Raw genomic sequence first — 15,807 nt, 5'->3', positions numbered from 1 at the left:
CCCATCCGGGGGCGAGTTAGAGGTTCTGGGCCTAAATGGCAGGATACGAGCTTACCCGGGAACGCAAGTCCACCAAGCTGAAGCGCAAGATTCGCGAATTCCTGGGCCCGTGGGGCGTCTTTTTTCAGGGCTTCATCGAACATCCGGTGATGGTCGGCTCGATCATCCCGTCCTCGCGCTTCACGATCCGCAAGATGCTTGCGCCGGTGAACTGGGACGAGTGCAAGCTGTTCGTCGAATATGGCCCCGGCGTCGGCACGTTCTGCCGCCCGGTGCTCGACCGGCTGCGCCGCGATGCCACCCTGCTGGTGATCGACACCAACCCGCTGTTCATCGACTATCTGCGCCGCACGATCGGGGACTCCCGCTTCGTCGCGGTCCACGGTTCGGCCGAGGACGTGGAGGAAATCGTCCGCGCCCACGGGCATGAACATGCGGATTATGTCCTGTCCGGCCTGCCGTTCTCTACGCTGCCGGAAGGCGTGGGGCCCCGCATCGCGGCGGCTACGGCGCGGGTCATCCGCCCGGGCGGCGCGTTCCTGACCTATCAGTTCAGCAATGCGGCCCGTAACCTCACCGCCCAATATTTCAGCCGGATCGACGAAGGCTTCGAACCGCTGAACATCCTGCCCTGCAAGCTGTGCTGGGGCTGGAAGACCGAAGCCGAATAAGCGAGGCAAACGCGGCTCTGCGCGGGGCGATTGTCGCCCCGGCGCTACCGTCATTCCAATGCCGCCAAAGGCTCAGCCGAAGGTTTCGGTGTAATCCGTCGTGCTCGGCCCGGCGAGCTGCCGATAGACCGAGGCGATGATCCCGGTGAACACCATGTTCGCCACCGCGCTCAGCGCGCCGGAAACCAGCCCGCCCAGGAACATGGTGACGGTGTTCTGGCCCATGATCCCGATCAGCAGTGCCAGCAACATGCCGGTGACCAGCAGGCTGATCACGAAATAGACCACCATCAGCAGCAGGTAGAACAGGAACAGCATCATCGTGCTGCCCTTGGTCAGCCGCCACGAGCGGACCAGCGCCGTGATGGGGTTGAGCTGGCGTTCGAACACCACCACCGGCAGCAGCAGCGAGAGGCGCACCATCGCGTAGATCATCACGCCGAGAAGCAGCAGCACCAGTATGAAGGTAACCGCTGCCACCCCTGCACTGATGCCCATCAGCATCCCGAAGACAAAGGCCGCCAGGATATAGCCGAGCATGACCAGCAGGCTGGCGCCGATCAGGGTCGGCAGGCTCTTGATGCCGATGCCGATTGCTTGCCCCACAGTGGGCCTGTCGCGGTCGTCCAGCAGCGAGAGCAGGGCGATAAAACCTACCAATTGCGCCAGGCTGAGCGCGAAGGCGGTGAAGAAGAAGGATGCGCCGACGCCCTGCATCGCGGCTTCGGCGGGCGCTTTGCCCTGAGCCATTTGCTGCAGATCGGCCATGGCCTGGGTCTGCACATCTGAGAAGAGCACGTAGAACAGCAGGCTGGGCAGCAGGAAGAACACCCCTGCCACGATCATCATAACTTCGCGATTGGCGCTGATCCGGCTGACGGCATCGTTCCAGGCGCGGCTCATGTCGAAGCGCATCGCAATTCCCCTCTATGCTCCAAGCCTCTTGATAAACCGCCCATCTATCCCCACGCAATCGCGCATGGCGGATAAATTGCCCCAAACCGACGGCCGGGCCATCGAATGGCGGATTGAAAAGGGACAGGTTCCCTATCGCGAGGCGCTGGCCGAGCAGGAAGCGCGCAATGCGGCAATCGCTGCCGGAGAGGCTTCCGAGCTGATCTGGCTGCTGGAGCACCCTCCGGTCTATACGGCCGGGACCAGCGCGGCGGCGGGCGACCTGATCGATCCGCGCTTCGACGTGGTCGAGACCGGGCGGGGCGGGCGCTATACCTATCACGGGCCGGGGCAGCGCGTGGGCTATGTCCTGCTGGACCTTGCCCGCCGCGGCCGCGACGTGCGCCGTTTCGTCCATGGGCTGGAAAGCTGGGTGATCGCCACGCTGGGCGATTTCGGTGTAGAGGCATGGGCCGTGCCGGACCGGGTAGGCATCTGGACCCGCGACATTGACGGCAGCGAGGCAAAGGTCGGCGCTATCGGCGTGCGCGTGCGCCGCTGGGTGACGATGCATGGCTTTGCGGTGAATCTCGACCCGGACCTTTCGCATTTCGGCGGCATCGTCCCCTGCGGAATATCCGAATATGGGGTCACTTCATTGGCCCGGCTCGGCGTTCCGGTTGCGCAGGAGGCATGGGATGAGGCATTGCAGCGCCGCGCCGGCGAATTCCTCGCCGTGCTGAGTGAGAGCCACGCCGCATGAGTGCCGTTAAGCCATTCCGCCTGTTTCTGCTGACGGCGCCTGCGCTGCTGCTCGCCGCGTGCGGGGATGGCGACAAGGCCGACGATGCGCGCACCGCGTCGGGTCAGGTGCTGCAAGGCACGATCAGCGACGAGATGCTGCCGCTCGACAAGGTCACGTCGGAGCCCCCGCTGATGAAGGAAAGCGCCAAGGCCGGCCCGAGCGATACGGCCAGCGATGCGGCGGGCGCAGATGCTGCCGGGCTGGACGCGGAGCAGCCGGTGGTTCCGGCGGCTGAAGGCGCCGCTGCGGGCGAATAGTGATCGTCATCGCGAGCGGCAAAGCCGCGCGGCAATCCAGGGCGCCGCGCGTTGGGCTCAGGATCGCTTCGTGACCCCCGGTCCCTCGCAATGACGGACCGGTTTACCCCGCCAGCCCGAGCAGCCGCTTCGCCTGGGCAAGGTGCGGCGTTTCGATCATCTTGCCGCCCAGTTGCAGTGCCGCCGCGCCGGGATTGGCGGCGAAGGCGGCCACGATGGCGCGGGCATGGGCCAGTTCCGCCTCGCCTGGGCTGAAGGCTGCGTTGATGATCGGTACCTGGTCGGGATGGATCGCCAGCATGCCGCAGAACCCGTCCGCACGGGATGCGGCGGCGATGGAAGCGAGCCCGGCAAGATCGCGGAAATCGGCATGGAGCGTGTCCACTGCCAGCACGCCTGAGGCATGGGCGGTCAGCAGCACGCTGGCGCGCACCATCCGCAGGGCATCGGTCCATTCGCCCGCGCCATGATGGGCATCGCCTGCGCGTTTGCGCGTGGCGTCCAACGCGGTCGAGAGGTCTTCCGCGCCCCAGGTCAGCCCTGCCAGGCGCGGCAATTCCGACTTGGCGCAGGCCGCCGCATAGGTGGGAATGGACAAGGCGGCGATGGGCGTTTCGCCCACCAGCGGCATGATCCGAGTACTGCCGATGGCGAGCCCGTGACGCTGTTCGCATTCGTAGAGTTCTGCGCTCAGCTGGCGCAGCTGTTCCGGCCCGGTGCATTTGGGCAGCACGATGCCCGCAGGCGCGCCTGCCATGACAACGTCCAGATCGCCGCGCCACCAATCCGTGCCCAGCGCATTGATGCGCACCCAGTGGGTCTGCGCGGGCCCTTCGGTCACTTGCCTGCGATGGGCGTGCAGCCATTCCGCCGCCAGCCTGCGCGCCGCAGGTTTCGCTTCGGGAGCAACCGCGTCCTCCAGGTCCACGATCACCGCATCGGCCCCGCTGAGCGGTGCCTTGGCCAGCTTGCGCTCGCTATCGCCCGGTACGAACAGCCATGATCGCGTGGGCATGATGCGGCTCCCGGTCAGGCTCAGTCCCGTGCGCCCAGATCGCCCTTGCCCACGGTGCCGCTCGCCATTTCCAGCATCCGGTCGAGGCTGGCCTTGGCCTTCAGGCGCAGGCCTTCCTCGATTTCGATGCGCGGCTCAAGGTCGCGCAGGGCGATGTAGAGCTTCTCCAGCGTGTTGAGCGCCATGTAGGGGCAGATGTTGCAGTTGCAGTTGCCGTCAGCGCCGGGGGCGCCGATGAAAGTCTTCTCGGGCAGCGCCTTCTGCATCTGGTGGATGATGTGCGGCTCGGTCGCCACGATCAGCGTGTCGCCGGAAAATTCCTGCGCGAATTTGAGGATGCCGCTGGTCGAGCCGACATAATCGGCATGGTCGATGATCGAGGGCGGGCATTCCGGATGTGCGGCAATCGGCGCGTCGGGATGCTGGGCCTTGAGCTTGAGCAGTTCGGTTTCGCTGAAGGCTTCGTGCACGATGCATACGCCCGGCCACAGCAGCATCTCGCGGTTGAACTTGCGGCTGAGATAGCCGCCAAGGTGCCGGTCAGGCCCGAAGATGATCTTCTGTTCCGGCGGAATCTGCGCCAGGATTGTCTCGGCGCTGGACGAGGTGACGATGATGTCGCTGAGCGCCTTCACCTCGGTCGAGCAGTTGATGTAGGTCAGCGCGATGTGATCGGGATGCGCCTCGCGGAAGGCCTTGAACTTTTCGGGCGGACAGGAATCCTCAAGGCTGCAACCGGCATCCATGTCGGGCAGGACCACGATCTTTTCGGGGCTGAGAATCTTGGCCGTATCGGCCATGAACTTCACGCCGCAAAAGGCGATCACTTCCGCATCGGTAGCGGCGGCCTTGCGGCTCAGTTCCAGGCTGTCGCCCACGAAATCGGCGAGGTCCTGAATCTCAGGGCGCTGATAATAGTGAGCCAGGATCACGGCCTTGCGTTCCTTGCGCAGGCGGTTGATCTCTTCGAGCAGGTCGGCTCCGGCGGGCAGTTTCGTTTCGGCGGTCATGGCGTCTCCTGCGGTCGATATAGCGAGGCGTCAGCGGATTTCACGCGCTGATTGCCCAGATTCCGTCATTGCGGGCCACGCGGCCCTGCCGTTCCAGTTCCAGCAGATGGGCCAGCACCGATTGGCCGGCGGCAGTCCACAGCCTTTCGTCCACGCCCTTGTACATGCGCGGCACCAGTTCGGTGACGCGGTGGGGCGCTTCGTCCAGCAGTTTCAGGATCTGCCGCTCGCGCTGGCGGCGATGGCCGATCATGCCGCGCACCAGCTGGCGAGGCTTCTCCACGGCGGGGCCATGGGCGGGGTAATAGATACGATCCTGCCGCTGATAGAGCTTTTCGAGGCTGGCCATGTAATCGGCCATGTCGCCATCGGGCGGCACTACCACGCTGGTGGACCAGCCCATCACATGATCGCCGGTGAACAGCGCGCCGCTTTCTTTCAGCGCGTAGCACAGATGGTTGGAGGTATGGCCCGGCGTGGCAATGGCCGTCAGCGTCCAGCCGGACCCGCTCACCCGGTCCCCGTCCACCAGCACGCGATGGGGGGCATAGGCGCGGTCGAACGGAGCATCGACGCGCGGCTCCCCGCTTTCGATCACCAGCGGCGCACAGCCGACGATTTCCGCTCCGGTGCGGGCAGCTAGCGGGGCGGCACCGGGCGAATGGTCGCGATGGGTGTGCGTGCACAGGATTGCCGAGACCTTCGCGCCGCCGATGGCGCGTTCCAGCGCGGCGAGATGGTCCGGATCATCCGGGCCGGGATCGATCACCGCCAGAGTGTCACTCGCGCCGACCAGATAGGTCTGCGTGCCGGTATAGGTATAGGGCGAGCCATTAGGCGCGAGCACGCGGCGCACCAGAGGCTCGATCTGTTCGACATCGCCGGTCGGCCAGGGTTGCGGGGGCATGGGCATGGGCCGCATATGGGACAGGCGAGAGAGGATTGCCATGACCGAACGCTTCATCCTGGTGCTGGACGAGGGGACGACTTCAACGCGTGCGATGCTGTTCGCACCCGATGGCAGGCCGCATGGCACTGCCCAGCGCGAGTTGACGCAATATTACCCCGCCCCCGGCCGGGTGGAGCACGATCCTGCCGAAATCTGGGAGCGCACTTTGGCCTGCGCGCGCGAGATGGTCACATTGGCGGGCGGGGCGGACCGGATCGCCGCCATCGGCATCACCAATCAGCGCGAGACAGTCGTGGCGTGGGACCGCACGACCGGCGAGCCGCTCTCCCGCGCGCTCGTCTGGCAGGACCGTCGCACGGCCGAAACCTGCGCTGCCCTGCGCGGGGCCGGGCACGAACCCTTCGTACAGGAAGCGACCGGCCTGCTACTTGACCCCTATTTCTCCGCCACCAAGATGCGCTGGCTGATCGAGCATGAGCCTGCCGTCGCCGCGGCGGCGCGGGACGGACGGCTCGCGCTGGGCACGGTGGAAAGCTGGCTGGTGTTCAAGCTGACAGGCGGCGCACACATTACCGATGCCAGCAATGCCAGCCGCACGCTGCTGCTGCCGCTGGCCGGGGCGAGCTGGGATGCCGGGCTGTGCGATCTGTTCGGCGTGCCGCTGAACGCGCTGGGTGAAGTGGTGGCCAATGCGGGCGAGTTCGGCCAAACCCTGCCCGAATGGTTCGGCGCCCCGATCCCGATTTCCGGCATGGCAGGCGATCAGCAGGCCGCCACAATCGGCCAGGGCTGCCTCACTCCCGGCGATACCAAGGCGACCTATGGCACGGGCGCCTTCGTCCTTTCCAATACGGGCCATGCTTTGCCGCATTCGGACAACCGGCTGCTCGGCACGGTGCTGTACCAGCTCGGGGATCGGCGGACCTATGCGGTGGAAGGCTCGGTGTTTGTGGCGGGCAGCCTGATCAAATGGCTGCGCGATTCACTCGGCCTGATCGGCAGTGCAGGCGAGACGGAGACACTTGCCCGGCGGGTGGAACATAGCGGCGGCGTGGTGATCGTGCCTGCCCATACCGGCCTTGGCGCGCCATGGTGGGAACCGGGCGCGCGCGGAATCATCACCGGGCTCAGCTTCGCCAGCGGCAAGGCGGAAATCGCCCGCGCCGCGCTGGAGGCAATGGCGCACCAGACCCACGATCTGGCAAACGCTTTCGCCGCCGATGGCGCGGCGTGGTCCAAGCTCAGGATCGATGGCGGGATGAGCGTGAATGACTGGATGGCGCAGGACATTGCGGGCCTGCTGGGCATAGAAGTCGAGCGGCCGGACATGGTCGAAACGACGGCACTGGGCGCGGCAATGCTGGCAGGTGTCGGTGCCGGGCTGTTCCGCTCGCTGGAAGAAGCGGCACGGGCCATGCGCGGCGGTGCGACGCGCTTTACGCCGGACATGGACGAGGTGGAACGGGACGAACGGCTGGCCCGCTGGCACCGCGCACTGGCGGCGGTGCGGGCGAGTTCGGTTTGAATTTGCAGTTCGGGTCGGCTGGCGGAGCGGACAAAAACCTTTCCGCAATCTCTACACCCGTTCGTCCTGAGCCTGTCGAAGGACACGCGCCTCCGCCCGATCCGGGGATTTCAACCGTCCACTCAACGTGAGGCGGCCAGTCAGAGGTGCCTGACAGAACCTGCCGTCTCGCGTGTCCTTCGACAGGCTCGGGATGAACGGGTGTAAGGGATGGGGAGGGCAAGCGGGATAATCAGCCCGCCCGGCCCATCAGACCACCGACAGGCGATGGCCGATCCGCTCGCGCAGGCGGTGGATTGCGCTGGGTTCCATACGGAAATTGTCCTGCCATGCGGCGTCGAGCCGTTCGATCCGGGCATAGAGCCGTTCGGTGGTGGAAATCAGATCGCGCAGGTCCGGGCCGAGCAGTGCCATCTGGCCGCGATCGGAACGCGATGCCTTGGCTGGCAGGCGTCCGTGGCGGCGCAGTTGCAGCTGGGTGATCTCGCCCGCGAAATAGGCACGCTGGTTCAGCAGCCAGGCAATGATGTGCATCATGCGCGTGGTGGTGCGCAAAGCTTCGCACGAAAGGGCGATGCGGGAGAGGTCTTCATCCTGGCTTGCATCGTCGAGCCGGCCGGACAGATCGAAGCTGCAGCGCACCTCGTCAGCGAGAAGCAAAGCCTCGTTATAGAGGGCTTCCACGATGTGCGGATTGATGTCGGTCGGGCCAGTCATAGACGAAAGATTCACTATTATTGCGGGTTTGGCACGGCCAGAGTCTCCACACTTTTATCCCGAGCCAAATTGGGACTGTGCCGGAGTGGCACGGTTTTTTCGTGGAAACCGGAGTTTGGTGCCTGAAAATCAGGCAATGATGTCGGGCGTGAGGTAATCCTCGAAGATCGCGATCTGGTCCTTCAGCATCAGCTTGCGCTTTTTCAGCCGGGCAATCTGCAACTGATCGGGCGATCCGGACGCGGTCAGCGCATCGATCGCCGCGTCAAGGTCCCGGTGTTCGATGCGAAGCGCGGTCAGCCTTTTGCGCATCTCCTCTTCGGTCACTTGTCCAACGCTCCCCTGGCCATCGGCCGTTCGCACAAACGCCATTGGCCCTTCGCGCAAACGCCTTCGGCCCACCGCATCAAACGGGCCGCGCACCTTATGGTTATCGCGGCCGTTTGCCGATCTAGTTCTATTATGGTTTGATGACAATCGCGCGGCTCGGCCCGCATGGCGAGTCGCCGTTCCACGGGACCCTTCGGGGTACCCGAGAGAGAAAGGAGGACGCCCAATGGAATCATCCCACTTCGTAGCCCTTCAGACCAAGCATGATGGGCTGGAGCGCCGTATCCGCGAAGAGATGAACCGGCCTTCGCCGGATGTCGCGACACTCCAGGTACTCAAGCGGCAGAAGCTGCGGGTGAAGGAAGAGATGTCGCATATCTAGCGGCTGACTGCGGGTAAGCGGGCGTGCGGTTGGAATCGCACGTAATCGAAGCGAAATATTTCCTTTGAGGGCCAATGTGCGTTAGGCGTTGGACATGAGTGCCGCCGCCGCCGCCCGTTCGATCCTTACCCGGCTCCATGAGGTGATGGCTTCGCGCCTGCACCCGCAGGGCAAGCTGAACCAGGTCGTCGATATTATCGGCGAGGCGCTGCATAGCGAGGTGTGTTCGATCTACCTCCTGCGTGAAGGCGTGCTCGAGCTTTTCGCGACCCGAGGCCTGAACCAGAGCGCGGTCCACGTCACTCGCATGGCCGTGGGCGAGGGCCTTACCGGCACGATCGCCGCCAATGTGGAGACGCTGAACCTCGCCCAGGCGACGGCCCATCCCGAATTCCAGTATCGCCCCGAAACGGGCGAGGAAAAGTTCCACTCCTTTGCCGGTGTGCCGATCGTCCGGCGCGAGCGGGCGGTGGGCGTGCTCACTGTCCAGCATGGCGAGCCGCGCCGCTATGAGGAAGTGGAGATCGAGGCGTTGCAGACGGTCGCCATGGTGCTGGCCGAGATGATCGACAATGCCGGGCTGGTCGACGCGGAAGATGCGGCAGGCAGCGGTGCGGCGTTCTCCGAACCCGATACGCTGGAAGGCCTCACGCTGGTGAAGGGCCTTGGCGCGGGCGTGGCGGTGTTCCACCAGCCGCGCATCAATATCGAACACACCGTGGCCGAGGATACCGAGGCCGAGCGTCAGCGCGTCTATCTCGCTTTCGACAAGATGCGCGAGCAGATCGACCAGATGGCGAACCAGGCCGAATTCGGCGTGGGCGGCGAGCATGAGGCGGTGCTCGAGACCTACAAGATGTTCGCCTATGACGAAGGCTGGAGCCGCCGGATCAACGAGGCGATCGACAGCGGTCTGACGGCGGAAGCCGCGATCGAGCGCGTGCAGCAGCGTACCCGCATGCGCATGCGCGAGATCGACGACGCGCTGCTGGCCGACCGGATGCACGATCTGGAAGATCTGGCGAACCGGCTGCTGCGCATCGTTTCCGGCCAGATCGGCACGGCGGCGAGCATGGGCCTGCGCGAGGATGCGATCCTGATCGCGCGCAATCTCGGCCCGGCCGAACTGCTGGAATATGACAAGCGCCGCCTCAAGGGTGTGATCCTGGAGGAAGGCTCGCTCACTGCCCATGTGGTGATCGTGGCCCGTGCCATGGGCGTGCCGGTGCTGGGCCGGGTGCGCAATGCCCGCACTCTGATCCGCGAAGGCAACCAACTGCTGCTGGATGCGGATCGGGGGATCGTGACCGTGCGGCCTTCGCCCAGCCTGATCGAAGCCTTCGAGATGCGCTCGGCCAAGAACCGCGAGCGGCAGGCCGCCTATGCGAAGCTGCGCGAGGTGGAGCCGTTCAGCCGCTGCGGCACGCGCATCACGGTGATGATGAATGCGGGCCTGCGCGACGACATGCCTAATCTCAACCTCACCGGGGCTGACGGGATCGGGCTGTTCCGCACGGAATTCCAGTTCCTCGTCTCGGCGGCCATGCCCCAGCGCGAACGGCAGACGCGGCTCTATCGCGATGTGCTGGAGGCCGCGGGCGACCGGCCAGTGGTGTTCCGCACCGTGGATATCGGCGGCGACAAGTCGCTGCCCTATCTGCGCAGCGAGAATTCCGAGAATGACGAGAACCCGGCCATGGGCTGGCGCGCCCTGCGCCTGGCGCTGGAGCGCGAGGGCTTGCTGAAGTCGCAGGCCCGCGCGCTGCTGGAAGCCTCGGCCGGGCATACGCTGAACGTCATGTTCCCGATGGTGTCCGAACCGTGGGAGTTCGAGGAAGCCCGCGCAGTCTTCGAAGGTCAGCTCGCCTTCCTCAAGCGGCAGAAGCGCAAGCTGCCGAACGAAATCCGCTATGGTGTGATGCTGGAAGTGCCCGCACTGGCCGAGCAGCTCGACATCCTCATGCCGCGCATCTCGTTCCTTTCGATCGGCACGAATGACCTGACCCAGTTCCTCTTCGCGGCTGATCGGGCGAACCCGAAGCTGGCCGAACGCTATGACTGGGTGAGCCCCGCGATCCTGCGCTTCATCCGCCGGGTGGTTGTGGCGACGGCGGGCCATCCGGTGGACGTCACTGTCTGCGGCGAGATGGGTGGGCGCAGGCTGGAGGCGCTGGCGCTGCTGGGCGTGGGCATACGCCGCCTGTCGATCACTCCGGCGGGCGTCGGCCCGATCAAGGAACTGGTGCGCAAGGTGGATCTGGAAGAAATCGGCGAGGCCATGAACGGCTGGCTCACCTCTCCGCCGCTCAGCCTGCGCAAGGCGCTGGAAGATTGGGCGACCGAACGGGGCATCGAACTCGACTGACGGCAAGCGTGGGCTGAATCCGTCGCATCAGGGGTTCGCCCCGTCGCGCCTTTTCCCGCGTGCCGTTCGCGGCGCTTGACTTGCTGCGGCTGCGCCCGTTTCTGTCCCGAAACGGGTCGTCGCGAACTTCCACTCAGCCTTACCCCCTGCGGCACCCCAACCGGAGCACGGATGGTCGAAGAAGAATTGAGTGAGCAGCAGCCTGCGCTGCTCCCCATGAGCATTGGCGAACGGCTGCGCGCGGCGCGCGAGGCCCGGGGTATGAGCATCCAGCAGCTTTCGGCTGAATCGCGCATCACAGTGCGGCATCTCTCGCAGATCGAAGCCAACGAGTTCGACGAACTGCCCGGCCGCACATACGCGGTGGGCTTTTCGCGCACCTATGCCCGGCTGATGGGGCTGGACGACGATGCCATCGCGCGCGAAGTGCGTGCGGAGCTTTCCGCCATGGCCCCGCGCGAAACGCGCCCCCACACGTTCGAGCCGGGCGATCCGGCGCGTGTGCCTTCCCGCGCGCTCGCCTGGGTCTCCGCCATCGCGGCCATCGCCGTGTTCGCTGCCCTGATCTATTTCGTGTGGACCAGCTTTGTCTCGCCCAGTGGATCGCTGCCCTGGCTGACAGACGAGAAACCAGTGGCGGAGGCGCCCGCGCAGCCTGCCGTTCAGGCAGCGCCTGCTCCGCTATCCGCCGGCCCCGTGGTCTTCACGGCGCAGGAGAATGGCGTCTGGGTGAAATTCTACGACGCGCAGGGGCGCCAGCTGCTGCAAAAGGAAATGGCGCAGGGCGAAACCTATGTGGTGCCCAGTGACGTGCAGAGCCCGCTCCTGTGGACCGCGCGGCCCGATGCACTGGCGATCACCGTGGGCGGACGCCCCATTCCATCCCTGTCCGACAAGCAGGAGATTTTGAAGGACGTGCCGGTTTCGGCTGCTGCCCTGCTCGCCCGCGCAGCGCCTGCCACGCCGGCCGGCACAGGCTCTCCACAGGCCACTTCGGCGACTGTTCCGGCTTTAGTCCCCACTGCATCTCCCACAGCTTAGCATCGTGGTTAACTCGACAAGCGAATCGCGGCTTGGCACAATCCGCGTCGCATGATTTTGAGGATCGTTCAGGCCCGGTTTGGCGTATGGACGCGAGACTGGCAGCAAGCGATGCGACAGGAGAAACAGGAAATGGTGACCGGCTGGGCGCGCACGCGCACGATGGTCCTGGCAATTGCCCTTGCAGGCACGGGTCTGGCCGCGCTGCCGCAAGTTGCCTCGGCACAGGACGCCGAGGCGCGGCTGCGCAAGATCGAGTCCGAAATCAAGGCGCTGCAGCGGCAGGTCTTCCCCGGGGGTGACGGCCGCTTCTTCACGCCCGAAGTGATCACGCCCACGCCGGGCAGCAGCACCGGTGCCACTGGTGCTGCGTCGACCAGCGCGGTGACCGATATTCTGGGCAGGCTCGATTCGCTCGAATCCCAGCTTGCCCGGCTGACCGCGCAGACCGAGGAAAACACCAACGCCGTCTCGCAGCTGGCCTTGCGGGTGGAAGATATCGAGAAGGCCCGCGCCGCCGAACAGGCGCCTGCGCTGCCTGCCGATCCCCTGCTTGGCGGCGGGACCGTTCCCGCGCCTGCGGGCGGTGCCCAGTTCGCGACCGTACCGTCGACCGCCGGGATCACGCCCGCGCCGCAGCCTGCGACGCGCCCGGCCACTCCTACACCGGCTCCGAAGCCCACTCCGGCTGCGACGCCTGCTCCGGCCGCCAGCGGCCCCAGCGCCGCGCGGATCGCCGCCGTGCAAGCCATCGCGAAGCCGACCACCGGCGATGCGGCGGATGATGAATATTCCTATGGCTTCCGCCTGTGGGATGCGAAATTCTATCCCGAGGCCCAGCAGCAGCTGGGGCTGTTCGTGGAGAAATATCCCAAGCACTGGCGCATGACCTATGCCCGCAACCTGCTGGGCCGGGCCTATATGGACGACGGCAAGCCGCGCGATGCGGCCCAGTGGTTCCTGCAGAACTACCAGCAGGACAAGGCGGGCGAACGGGCGCCTGACAGCCTGCTTTACCTTGCCGAGGCGATGATCGCGATCAAGGACACCAACCGCGCCTGTCTGGCGCTGGCCGAGTTCAGCGAAGCCTATCCCGCCATCGCTACCGGACGTCTGCAGATGCAATATCAGGCAAACGTCGCCAAGGTGAAATGCACCAAGGGGTGATGAGCCATTGAGGCGCTGTCCCACTCCCTGATCGCGCGCTTCGCGGGCGATCTCGCGGCGATCTGGCCTGATGGCGAGAAGCTGGGTCTGGCCGTTTCGGGCGGGCCGGACAGCCTTGCCCTGTTGCTGCTCGCCCGCGCGGCAATGCCCGAGCGGATCGAAGCGGCGACGGTCGATCATGGGCTGCGCCCTGAAAGTGCGCGCGAGGCGGCAATGGTGGCGGAGCTTTGTGCCGCCTATGGCATTCCGCATCGCATCCTTACCGTGAAGGTCCCGCGCGGAAATGTGCAGGATCGGGCCCGTGCAGCGCGCTATGCCGCGCTGGCGCAATGGATGACGGATCGCGGGCTCGGAGCCCTGGCCACTGCGCATCATGCGGACGATCAGGCAGAGACCTTTCTCATGCGGCTCAACCGGGGCAGCGGCGTTGCGGGCCTTGCCGGTGTGCGCGTGCGCGGTACCGTGCCGGGGGCGGACCTCGTCCTGCTGCGCCCGCTGCTCGGCTGGCGGCGGGAGGAACTTGCCGGGATCATCGCGCGCTCAGGGCTGGAAGCCGCGCAGGACCCGTCGAACGAGAACCCGAAATTCGACCGCGTGCGTATCCGGGAGGCCCTGAAGGGTGCCGATTGGCTGGATGTCGCAGCCATTGCCGCCAGTGCCTCTCACCTCGCGGAAGTGGAGGGCGTGATGCAATGGGCTGCCCAGCGCGAATGGGAAGAGGCAGTGAAAGTGAGCGAAGGGGAGATCCGCTATATCCCCAAGGCGCCCGGCGCGATCCGCATCCGCGTGCTGGCCCGTGCCATCGGCATGCTGGGCGTGGAGCCGCGCGGCAGTTCCGTGGCGCAGCTCATGCGCCGGTTGCTCAACGGCAAGGATGCGACGCTTGGCGGCGTGGTGGCGCGGGTGGACGGCAATTGCTGGACCCTGCGCAAGGAACCGCCCCGGCGTATCGCGGGGATGGACTGAGGGGGCTGCCCGCCGGTTGTGACCAGCCTCACCTGCGGTTCGCCAAGTGACGCTCCCCTCCCGCAAGCGGGAGGGGTTGGGGGTGGGCATCCGAACGGGAGTTGGCGGGCCTAACCCACCAGCGACTGACCGACCCCGGTTTTCTTGCCCTTGGTGATGATCACCACGTCACCCTTCTTCGCGATGGCGAACAGGCGCGAGACGAATTCGTCCGGCGTGCCGATGCAGCCATGGCTGGCATAGCCGTTCTCCACCTGCGATCCGCCATGGATTGCCACCCCGTCCCAGGTCAGCCGCAGGGTCCACGGCATGGGGGCGTTGTCATATTTCTCGGAGACGTTGTGGCGCTCTTTCGACAGGATCGGGAACCGGCCGAGCGGGGTAGGGTGATCGTCCGTGCCCAGCAGTACGGCCGTGGCGCCGATCTCATATCCGCCGCGGAAGACGGAGAGCACGCGCGCGTCGAGGTCTACCGTCATCACCAGCGGGCCATCGGGCACGCCGTCCTCGTCCCAGAACCACTGGCCGTATTTGATCGGCTCGCGAATATCGAGCACGCGCTTGATCACGAAGGGTTCGTTCTCCGCGATGGAGGGCTTGGGCGCCTCCTCGCCCGGCGGGGGCGTAGCGGGATCGAGGCCTTCATCCGCGGCTGATGCGGGCGCGGCGGATTTCCCGCCCATGTCCAGCACGTCCTCTGCCGTCAGCTTGGGCGCGGGCTCCTCATCGGCGAAGGCATGGGTGCCCACGGCCACGCCCGCAAAGGCGAGCACCACCGCTGCGGTCGCGCCGCCGATCCATTTCAATGCCGGGTCCATGCTGGCCATATGGCCCGAAAGGCCCGTCAAAGGCCAGAGCGCAGGCACCCGGCGTCTCGCAAAGGGACGCGGGCGCAGTGCAGGTTAACGCTCAGCGTTCGGCCAAGATGTCGTAATGGCGGCGGATGCCGAATTTGCGGAACTTGGAAAAGCCGCCGTCCACCAGCATCCGCCGGATCTTCGGCGCTTCCGCCCAGCGTTCGTCCATTTCGTGGAACACGGCCTTCACCCGGTCGAAATGCGCGGATTTGGCCAGCTGCGCGATCACGACGCCTTCATGGCCTTCCACGTCGATCTTGATGATGATCGGCAGATCGCCGGGGATGTGCGCATCGAGGCCAGCAACGTCCATCAGCGTGATCGTCTCGGTCGGGCGGCCTTCCATGCCGGAATGCCCCGCCAGCGAGGCGACGCCGCTGTGATTGGCCTTCACCGCGATTTCGGCCGTGCCCGCATGGTCCGACAGGGCGGCATTGAGCAGCACCGAGCGGTCGGCAGCGCCGTTCAGTTCGATATTGGCGGCGAGGAAATCGAAAGTGCCCTTCACCGGTTCGAAGGCGATGATCTTGCGGCAATGCGGATTGCGCGCCGCGACCAGCGAATAGAGCCCCTGATTGGCGCCGATATCGATGAAGGTGAAATCGTAATCGATGGAATCCAGATAGCTGGAGAAGTACTTCCCGTAAGTGCCGTAGAGGCAATAGCGGAAGGTCTTGTCGCTGAAATTGGGCACCATCGGCACGCCGTAGACGGACTGGGCGGGGCGGCTGTGGAACTTCGCCCCGAACAGGCCCCACACCTTGTCCAGCGCGGAATGGGCAGTGCCCTTGATCCGGGCCTTCACGACCCGCGCGTTGCGCGCCACGCCGAATTCGTAAATCGCACCCATGGATGACCCGTCCCTTGATCCGGTTTCGCGCGGCTTAGAGGGATT

General features: G+C 65.5%; 17 protein-coding genes. 9 read left to right on the top strand and 8 right to left on the bottom strand.

Features of this window, described 5'->3' with window-relative positions:
- Positions 1-35: 35 nt before the first annotated feature.
- Entirely contained in the window at positions 36-671 is a 636-nt protein-coding gene (locus WFP36_RS15400) for a class I SAM-dependent methyltransferase (RefSeq protein WP_336981740.1), read from the top strand.
- 72 nt (positions 672-743) lie between these two features.
- Here the strand turns inward: WFP36_RS15400 and WFP36_RS15395 are convergent, their stop codons facing one another.
- Entirely contained in the window at positions 744-1,574 is an 831-nt protein-coding gene (locus tag WFP36_RS15395) for a lipoyltransferase (RefSeq protein ID WP_336981738.1), read from the bottom strand.
- A 76-nt stretch (positions 1,575-1,650) separates the two neighbouring features.
- Here WFP36_RS15395 and lipB point away from each other — a divergent pair, with 76 nt between their 5' ends.
- Positions 1,651-2,328 carry a lipoyl(octanoyl) transferase LipB gene (gene lipB / locus WFP36_RS15390; RefSeq protein ID WP_336981737.1) on the top strand — a complete coding sequence of 226 codons (678 nt, stop codon included), beginning with the start codon at positions 1,651-1,653 and terminating at the stop codon, positions 2,326-2,328.
- Positions 2,325-2,627 carry a hypothetical protein gene (locus WFP36_RS15385; protein ID WP_336981736.1) on the top strand — a complete coding sequence of 101 codons (303 nt, stop codon included), beginning with the start codon at positions 2,325-2,327 and terminating at the stop codon, positions 2,625-2,627. The genes lipB and WFP36_RS15385 overlap by 4 nt, the downstream gene beginning before the upstream one ends.
- A gap of 103 nt (positions 2,628-2,730) precedes the next feature.
- Here the strand turns inward: WFP36_RS15385 and WFP36_RS15380 are convergent, their stop codons facing one another.
- Genes WFP36_RS15380 through WFP36_RS15370 form a run of 3 tightly spaced genes read right to left on the bottom strand, consistent with a single transcriptional unit; the run spans position 2,731 to position 5,574 of the window.
- Entirely contained in the window at positions 2,731-3,642 is a 912-nt protein-coding gene (locus tag WFP36_RS15380; protein ID WP_336981735.1) for an HpcH/HpaI aldolase/citrate lyase family protein, read from the bottom strand.
- 20 nt (positions 3,643-3,662) lie between these two features.
- A complete protein-coding gene (gene nadA, locus WFP36_RS15375) occupies positions 3,663-4,652 on the bottom strand; it encodes a quinolinate synthase NadA (RefSeq protein ID WP_336981734.1) in 990 nt (329 codons plus the stop codon).
- Between the two features lie 40 nt (positions 4,653-4,692).
- Positions 4,693-5,574, bottom strand: a complete 882-nt coding sequence (locus tag WFP36_RS15370) for an MBL fold metallo-hydrolase (protein WP_336981795.1) — start codon at positions 5,572-5,574, stop codon at positions 4,693-4,695.
- Positions 5,575-5,599: 25 nt separating this feature from the next.
- Here WFP36_RS15370 and glpK point away from each other — a divergent pair, with 25 nt between their 5' ends.
- Entirely contained in the window at positions 5,600-7,087 is a 1,488-nt protein-coding gene (gene glpK, locus WFP36_RS15365; RefSeq protein WP_336981732.1) for a glycerol kinase GlpK, read from the top strand.
- Between the two features lie 249 nt (positions 7,088-7,336).
- Here the strand turns inward: glpK and WFP36_RS15360 are convergent, their stop codons facing one another.
- Both WFP36_RS15360 and WFP36_RS15355 read right to left on the bottom strand, forming a co-directional pair.
- Positions 7,337-7,804, bottom strand: a complete 468-nt coding sequence (locus WFP36_RS15360) for a DUF1465 family protein (protein WP_336981730.1) — start codon at positions 7,802-7,804, stop codon at positions 7,337-7,339.
- A gap of 129 nt (positions 7,805-7,933) precedes the next feature.
- A complete protein-coding gene (locus WFP36_RS15355) occupies positions 7,934-8,131 on the bottom strand; it encodes a YdcH family protein (RefSeq protein ID WP_054532323.1) in 198 nt (65 codons plus the stop codon).
- A gap of 229 nt (positions 8,132-8,360) precedes the next feature.
- Here WFP36_RS15355 and WFP36_RS15350 point away from each other — a divergent pair, with 229 nt between their 5' ends.
- From WFP36_RS15350 to tilS, 5 genes are all read left to right on the top strand, one after another.
- Positions 8,361-8,516 carry a YdcH family protein gene (locus WFP36_RS15350; RefSeq protein ID WP_336981728.1) on the top strand — a complete coding sequence of 52 codons (156 nt, stop codon included), beginning with the start codon at positions 8,361-8,363 and terminating at the stop codon, positions 8,514-8,516.
- Positions 8,517-8,610: 94 nt separating this feature from the next.
- Positions 8,611-10,881 carry a phosphoenolpyruvate--protein phosphotransferase gene (gene ptsP, locus WFP36_RS15345; protein ID WP_336981726.1) on the top strand — a complete coding sequence of 757 codons (2,271 nt, stop codon included), beginning with the start codon at positions 8,611-8,613 and terminating at the stop codon, positions 10,879-10,881.
- A 171-nt stretch (positions 10,882-11,052) separates the two neighbouring features.
- Positions 11,053-11,922 carry a helix-turn-helix domain-containing protein gene (locus tag WFP36_RS15340; protein ID WP_336981724.1) on the top strand — a complete coding sequence of 290 codons (870 nt, stop codon included), beginning with the start codon at positions 11,053-11,055 and terminating at the stop codon, positions 11,920-11,922.
- Between the two features lie 111 nt (positions 11,923-12,033).
- Positions 12,034-13,089 carry a tetratricopeptide repeat protein gene (locus WFP36_RS15335; protein ID WP_336981722.1) on the top strand — a complete coding sequence of 352 codons (1,056 nt, stop codon included), beginning with the start codon at positions 12,034-12,036 and terminating at the stop codon, positions 13,087-13,089.
- Between the two features lie 6 nt (positions 13,090-13,095).
- Complete coding sequence (gene tilS / locus WFP36_RS15330; RefSeq protein WP_336981793.1) at positions 13,096-14,055, top strand: tRNA lysidine(34) synthetase TilS; 960 nt, start codon at positions 13,096-13,098, stop codon at positions 14,053-14,055.
- Positions 14,056-14,165: 110 nt separating this feature from the next.
- Here the strand turns inward: tilS and WFP36_RS15325 are convergent, their stop codons facing one another.
- The gene (locus WFP36_RS15325) at positions 14,166-14,873 is read right to left on the bottom strand and encodes a L,D-transpeptidase family protein (RefSeq protein WP_336981721.1); all 708 of its coding nucleotides are present in this window, start codon (positions 14,871-14,873) and stop codon (positions 14,166-14,168) included.
- A 91-nt stretch (positions 14,874-14,964) separates the two neighbouring features.
- Complete coding sequence (locus WFP36_RS15320) at positions 14,965-15,762, bottom strand: FkbM family methyltransferase (RefSeq protein ID WP_336981719.1); 798 nt, start codon at positions 15,760-15,762, stop codon at positions 14,965-14,967.
- Positions 15,763-15,807 lie beyond the last annotated feature (45 nt).

It is taken from the genome of Fulverythrobacter fulvus (genome assembly GCF_037154085.1).
Classification (GTDB): domain Bacteria; phylum Pseudomonadota; class Alphaproteobacteria; order Sphingomonadales; family Sphingomonadaceae; genus Andeanibacterium; species Andeanibacterium fulvum.
This window is presented reverse-complemented; position numbering and strand designations above follow the sequence as displayed.

Coding starts and splice junctions, on each gene's coding strand:
- WFP36_RS15395 (WP_336981738.1), bottom strand. CDS start 1,574: ATGAGCCGCGCCTGGAACGATGCCGTCAGCCGGATCAGCGCCAATCGC.
- WFP36_RS15370 (WP_336981795.1), bottom strand. CDS start 5,574: ATGCGGCCCATGCCCATGCCCCCGCAACCCTGGCCGACCGGCGATGTC.
- WFP36_RS15360 (WP_336981730.1), bottom strand. CDS start 7,804: ATGACTGGCCCGACCGACATCAATCCGCACATCGTGGAAGCCCTCTAT.
- nadA (WP_336981734.1), bottom strand. CDS start 4,652: ATGACCGCCGAAACGAAACTGCCCGCCGGAGCCGACCTGCTCGAAGAG.
- WFP36_RS15380 (WP_336981735.1), bottom strand. CDS start 3,642: ATGCCCACGCGATCATGGCTGTTCGTACCGGGCGATAGCGAGCGCAAG.
- WFP36_RS15350 (WP_336981728.1), top strand. CDS start 8,361: ATGGAATCATCCCACTTCGTAGCCCTTCAGACCAAGCATGATGGGCTG.
- WFP36_RS15385 (WP_336981736.1), top strand. CDS start 2,325: ATGAGTGCCGTTAAGCCATTCCGCCTGTTTCTGCTGACGGCGCCTGCG.
- WFP36_RS15400 (WP_336981740.1), top strand. CDS start 36: ATGGCAGGATACGAGCTTACCCGGGAACGCAAGTCCACCAAGCTGAAG.
- WFP36_RS15340 (WP_336981724.1), top strand. CDS start 11,053: ATGGTCGAAGAAGAATTGAGTGAGCAGCAGCCTGCGCTGCTCCCCATG.
- WFP36_RS15335 (WP_336981722.1), top strand. CDS start 12,034: ATGCGACAGGAGAAACAGGAAATGGTGACCGGCTGGGCGCGCACGCGC.
- WFP36_RS15320 (WP_336981719.1), bottom strand. CDS start 15,762: ATGGGTGCGATTTACGAATTCGGCGTGGCGCGCAACGCGCGGGTCGTG.
- lipB (WP_336981737.1), top strand. CDS start 1,651: ATGGCGGATAAATTGCCCCAAACCGACGGCCGGGCCATCGAATGGCGG.
- ptsP (WP_336981726.1), top strand. CDS start 8,611: ATGAGTGCCGCCGCCGCCGCCCGTTCGATCCTTACCCGGCTCCATGAG.
- glpK (WP_336981732.1), top strand. CDS start 5,600: ATGACCGAACGCTTCATCCTGGTGCTGGACGAGGGGACGACTTCAACG.
- WFP36_RS15325 (WP_336981721.1), bottom strand. CDS start 14,873: ATGGACCCGGCATTGAAATGGATCGGCGGCGCGACCGCAGCGGTGGTG.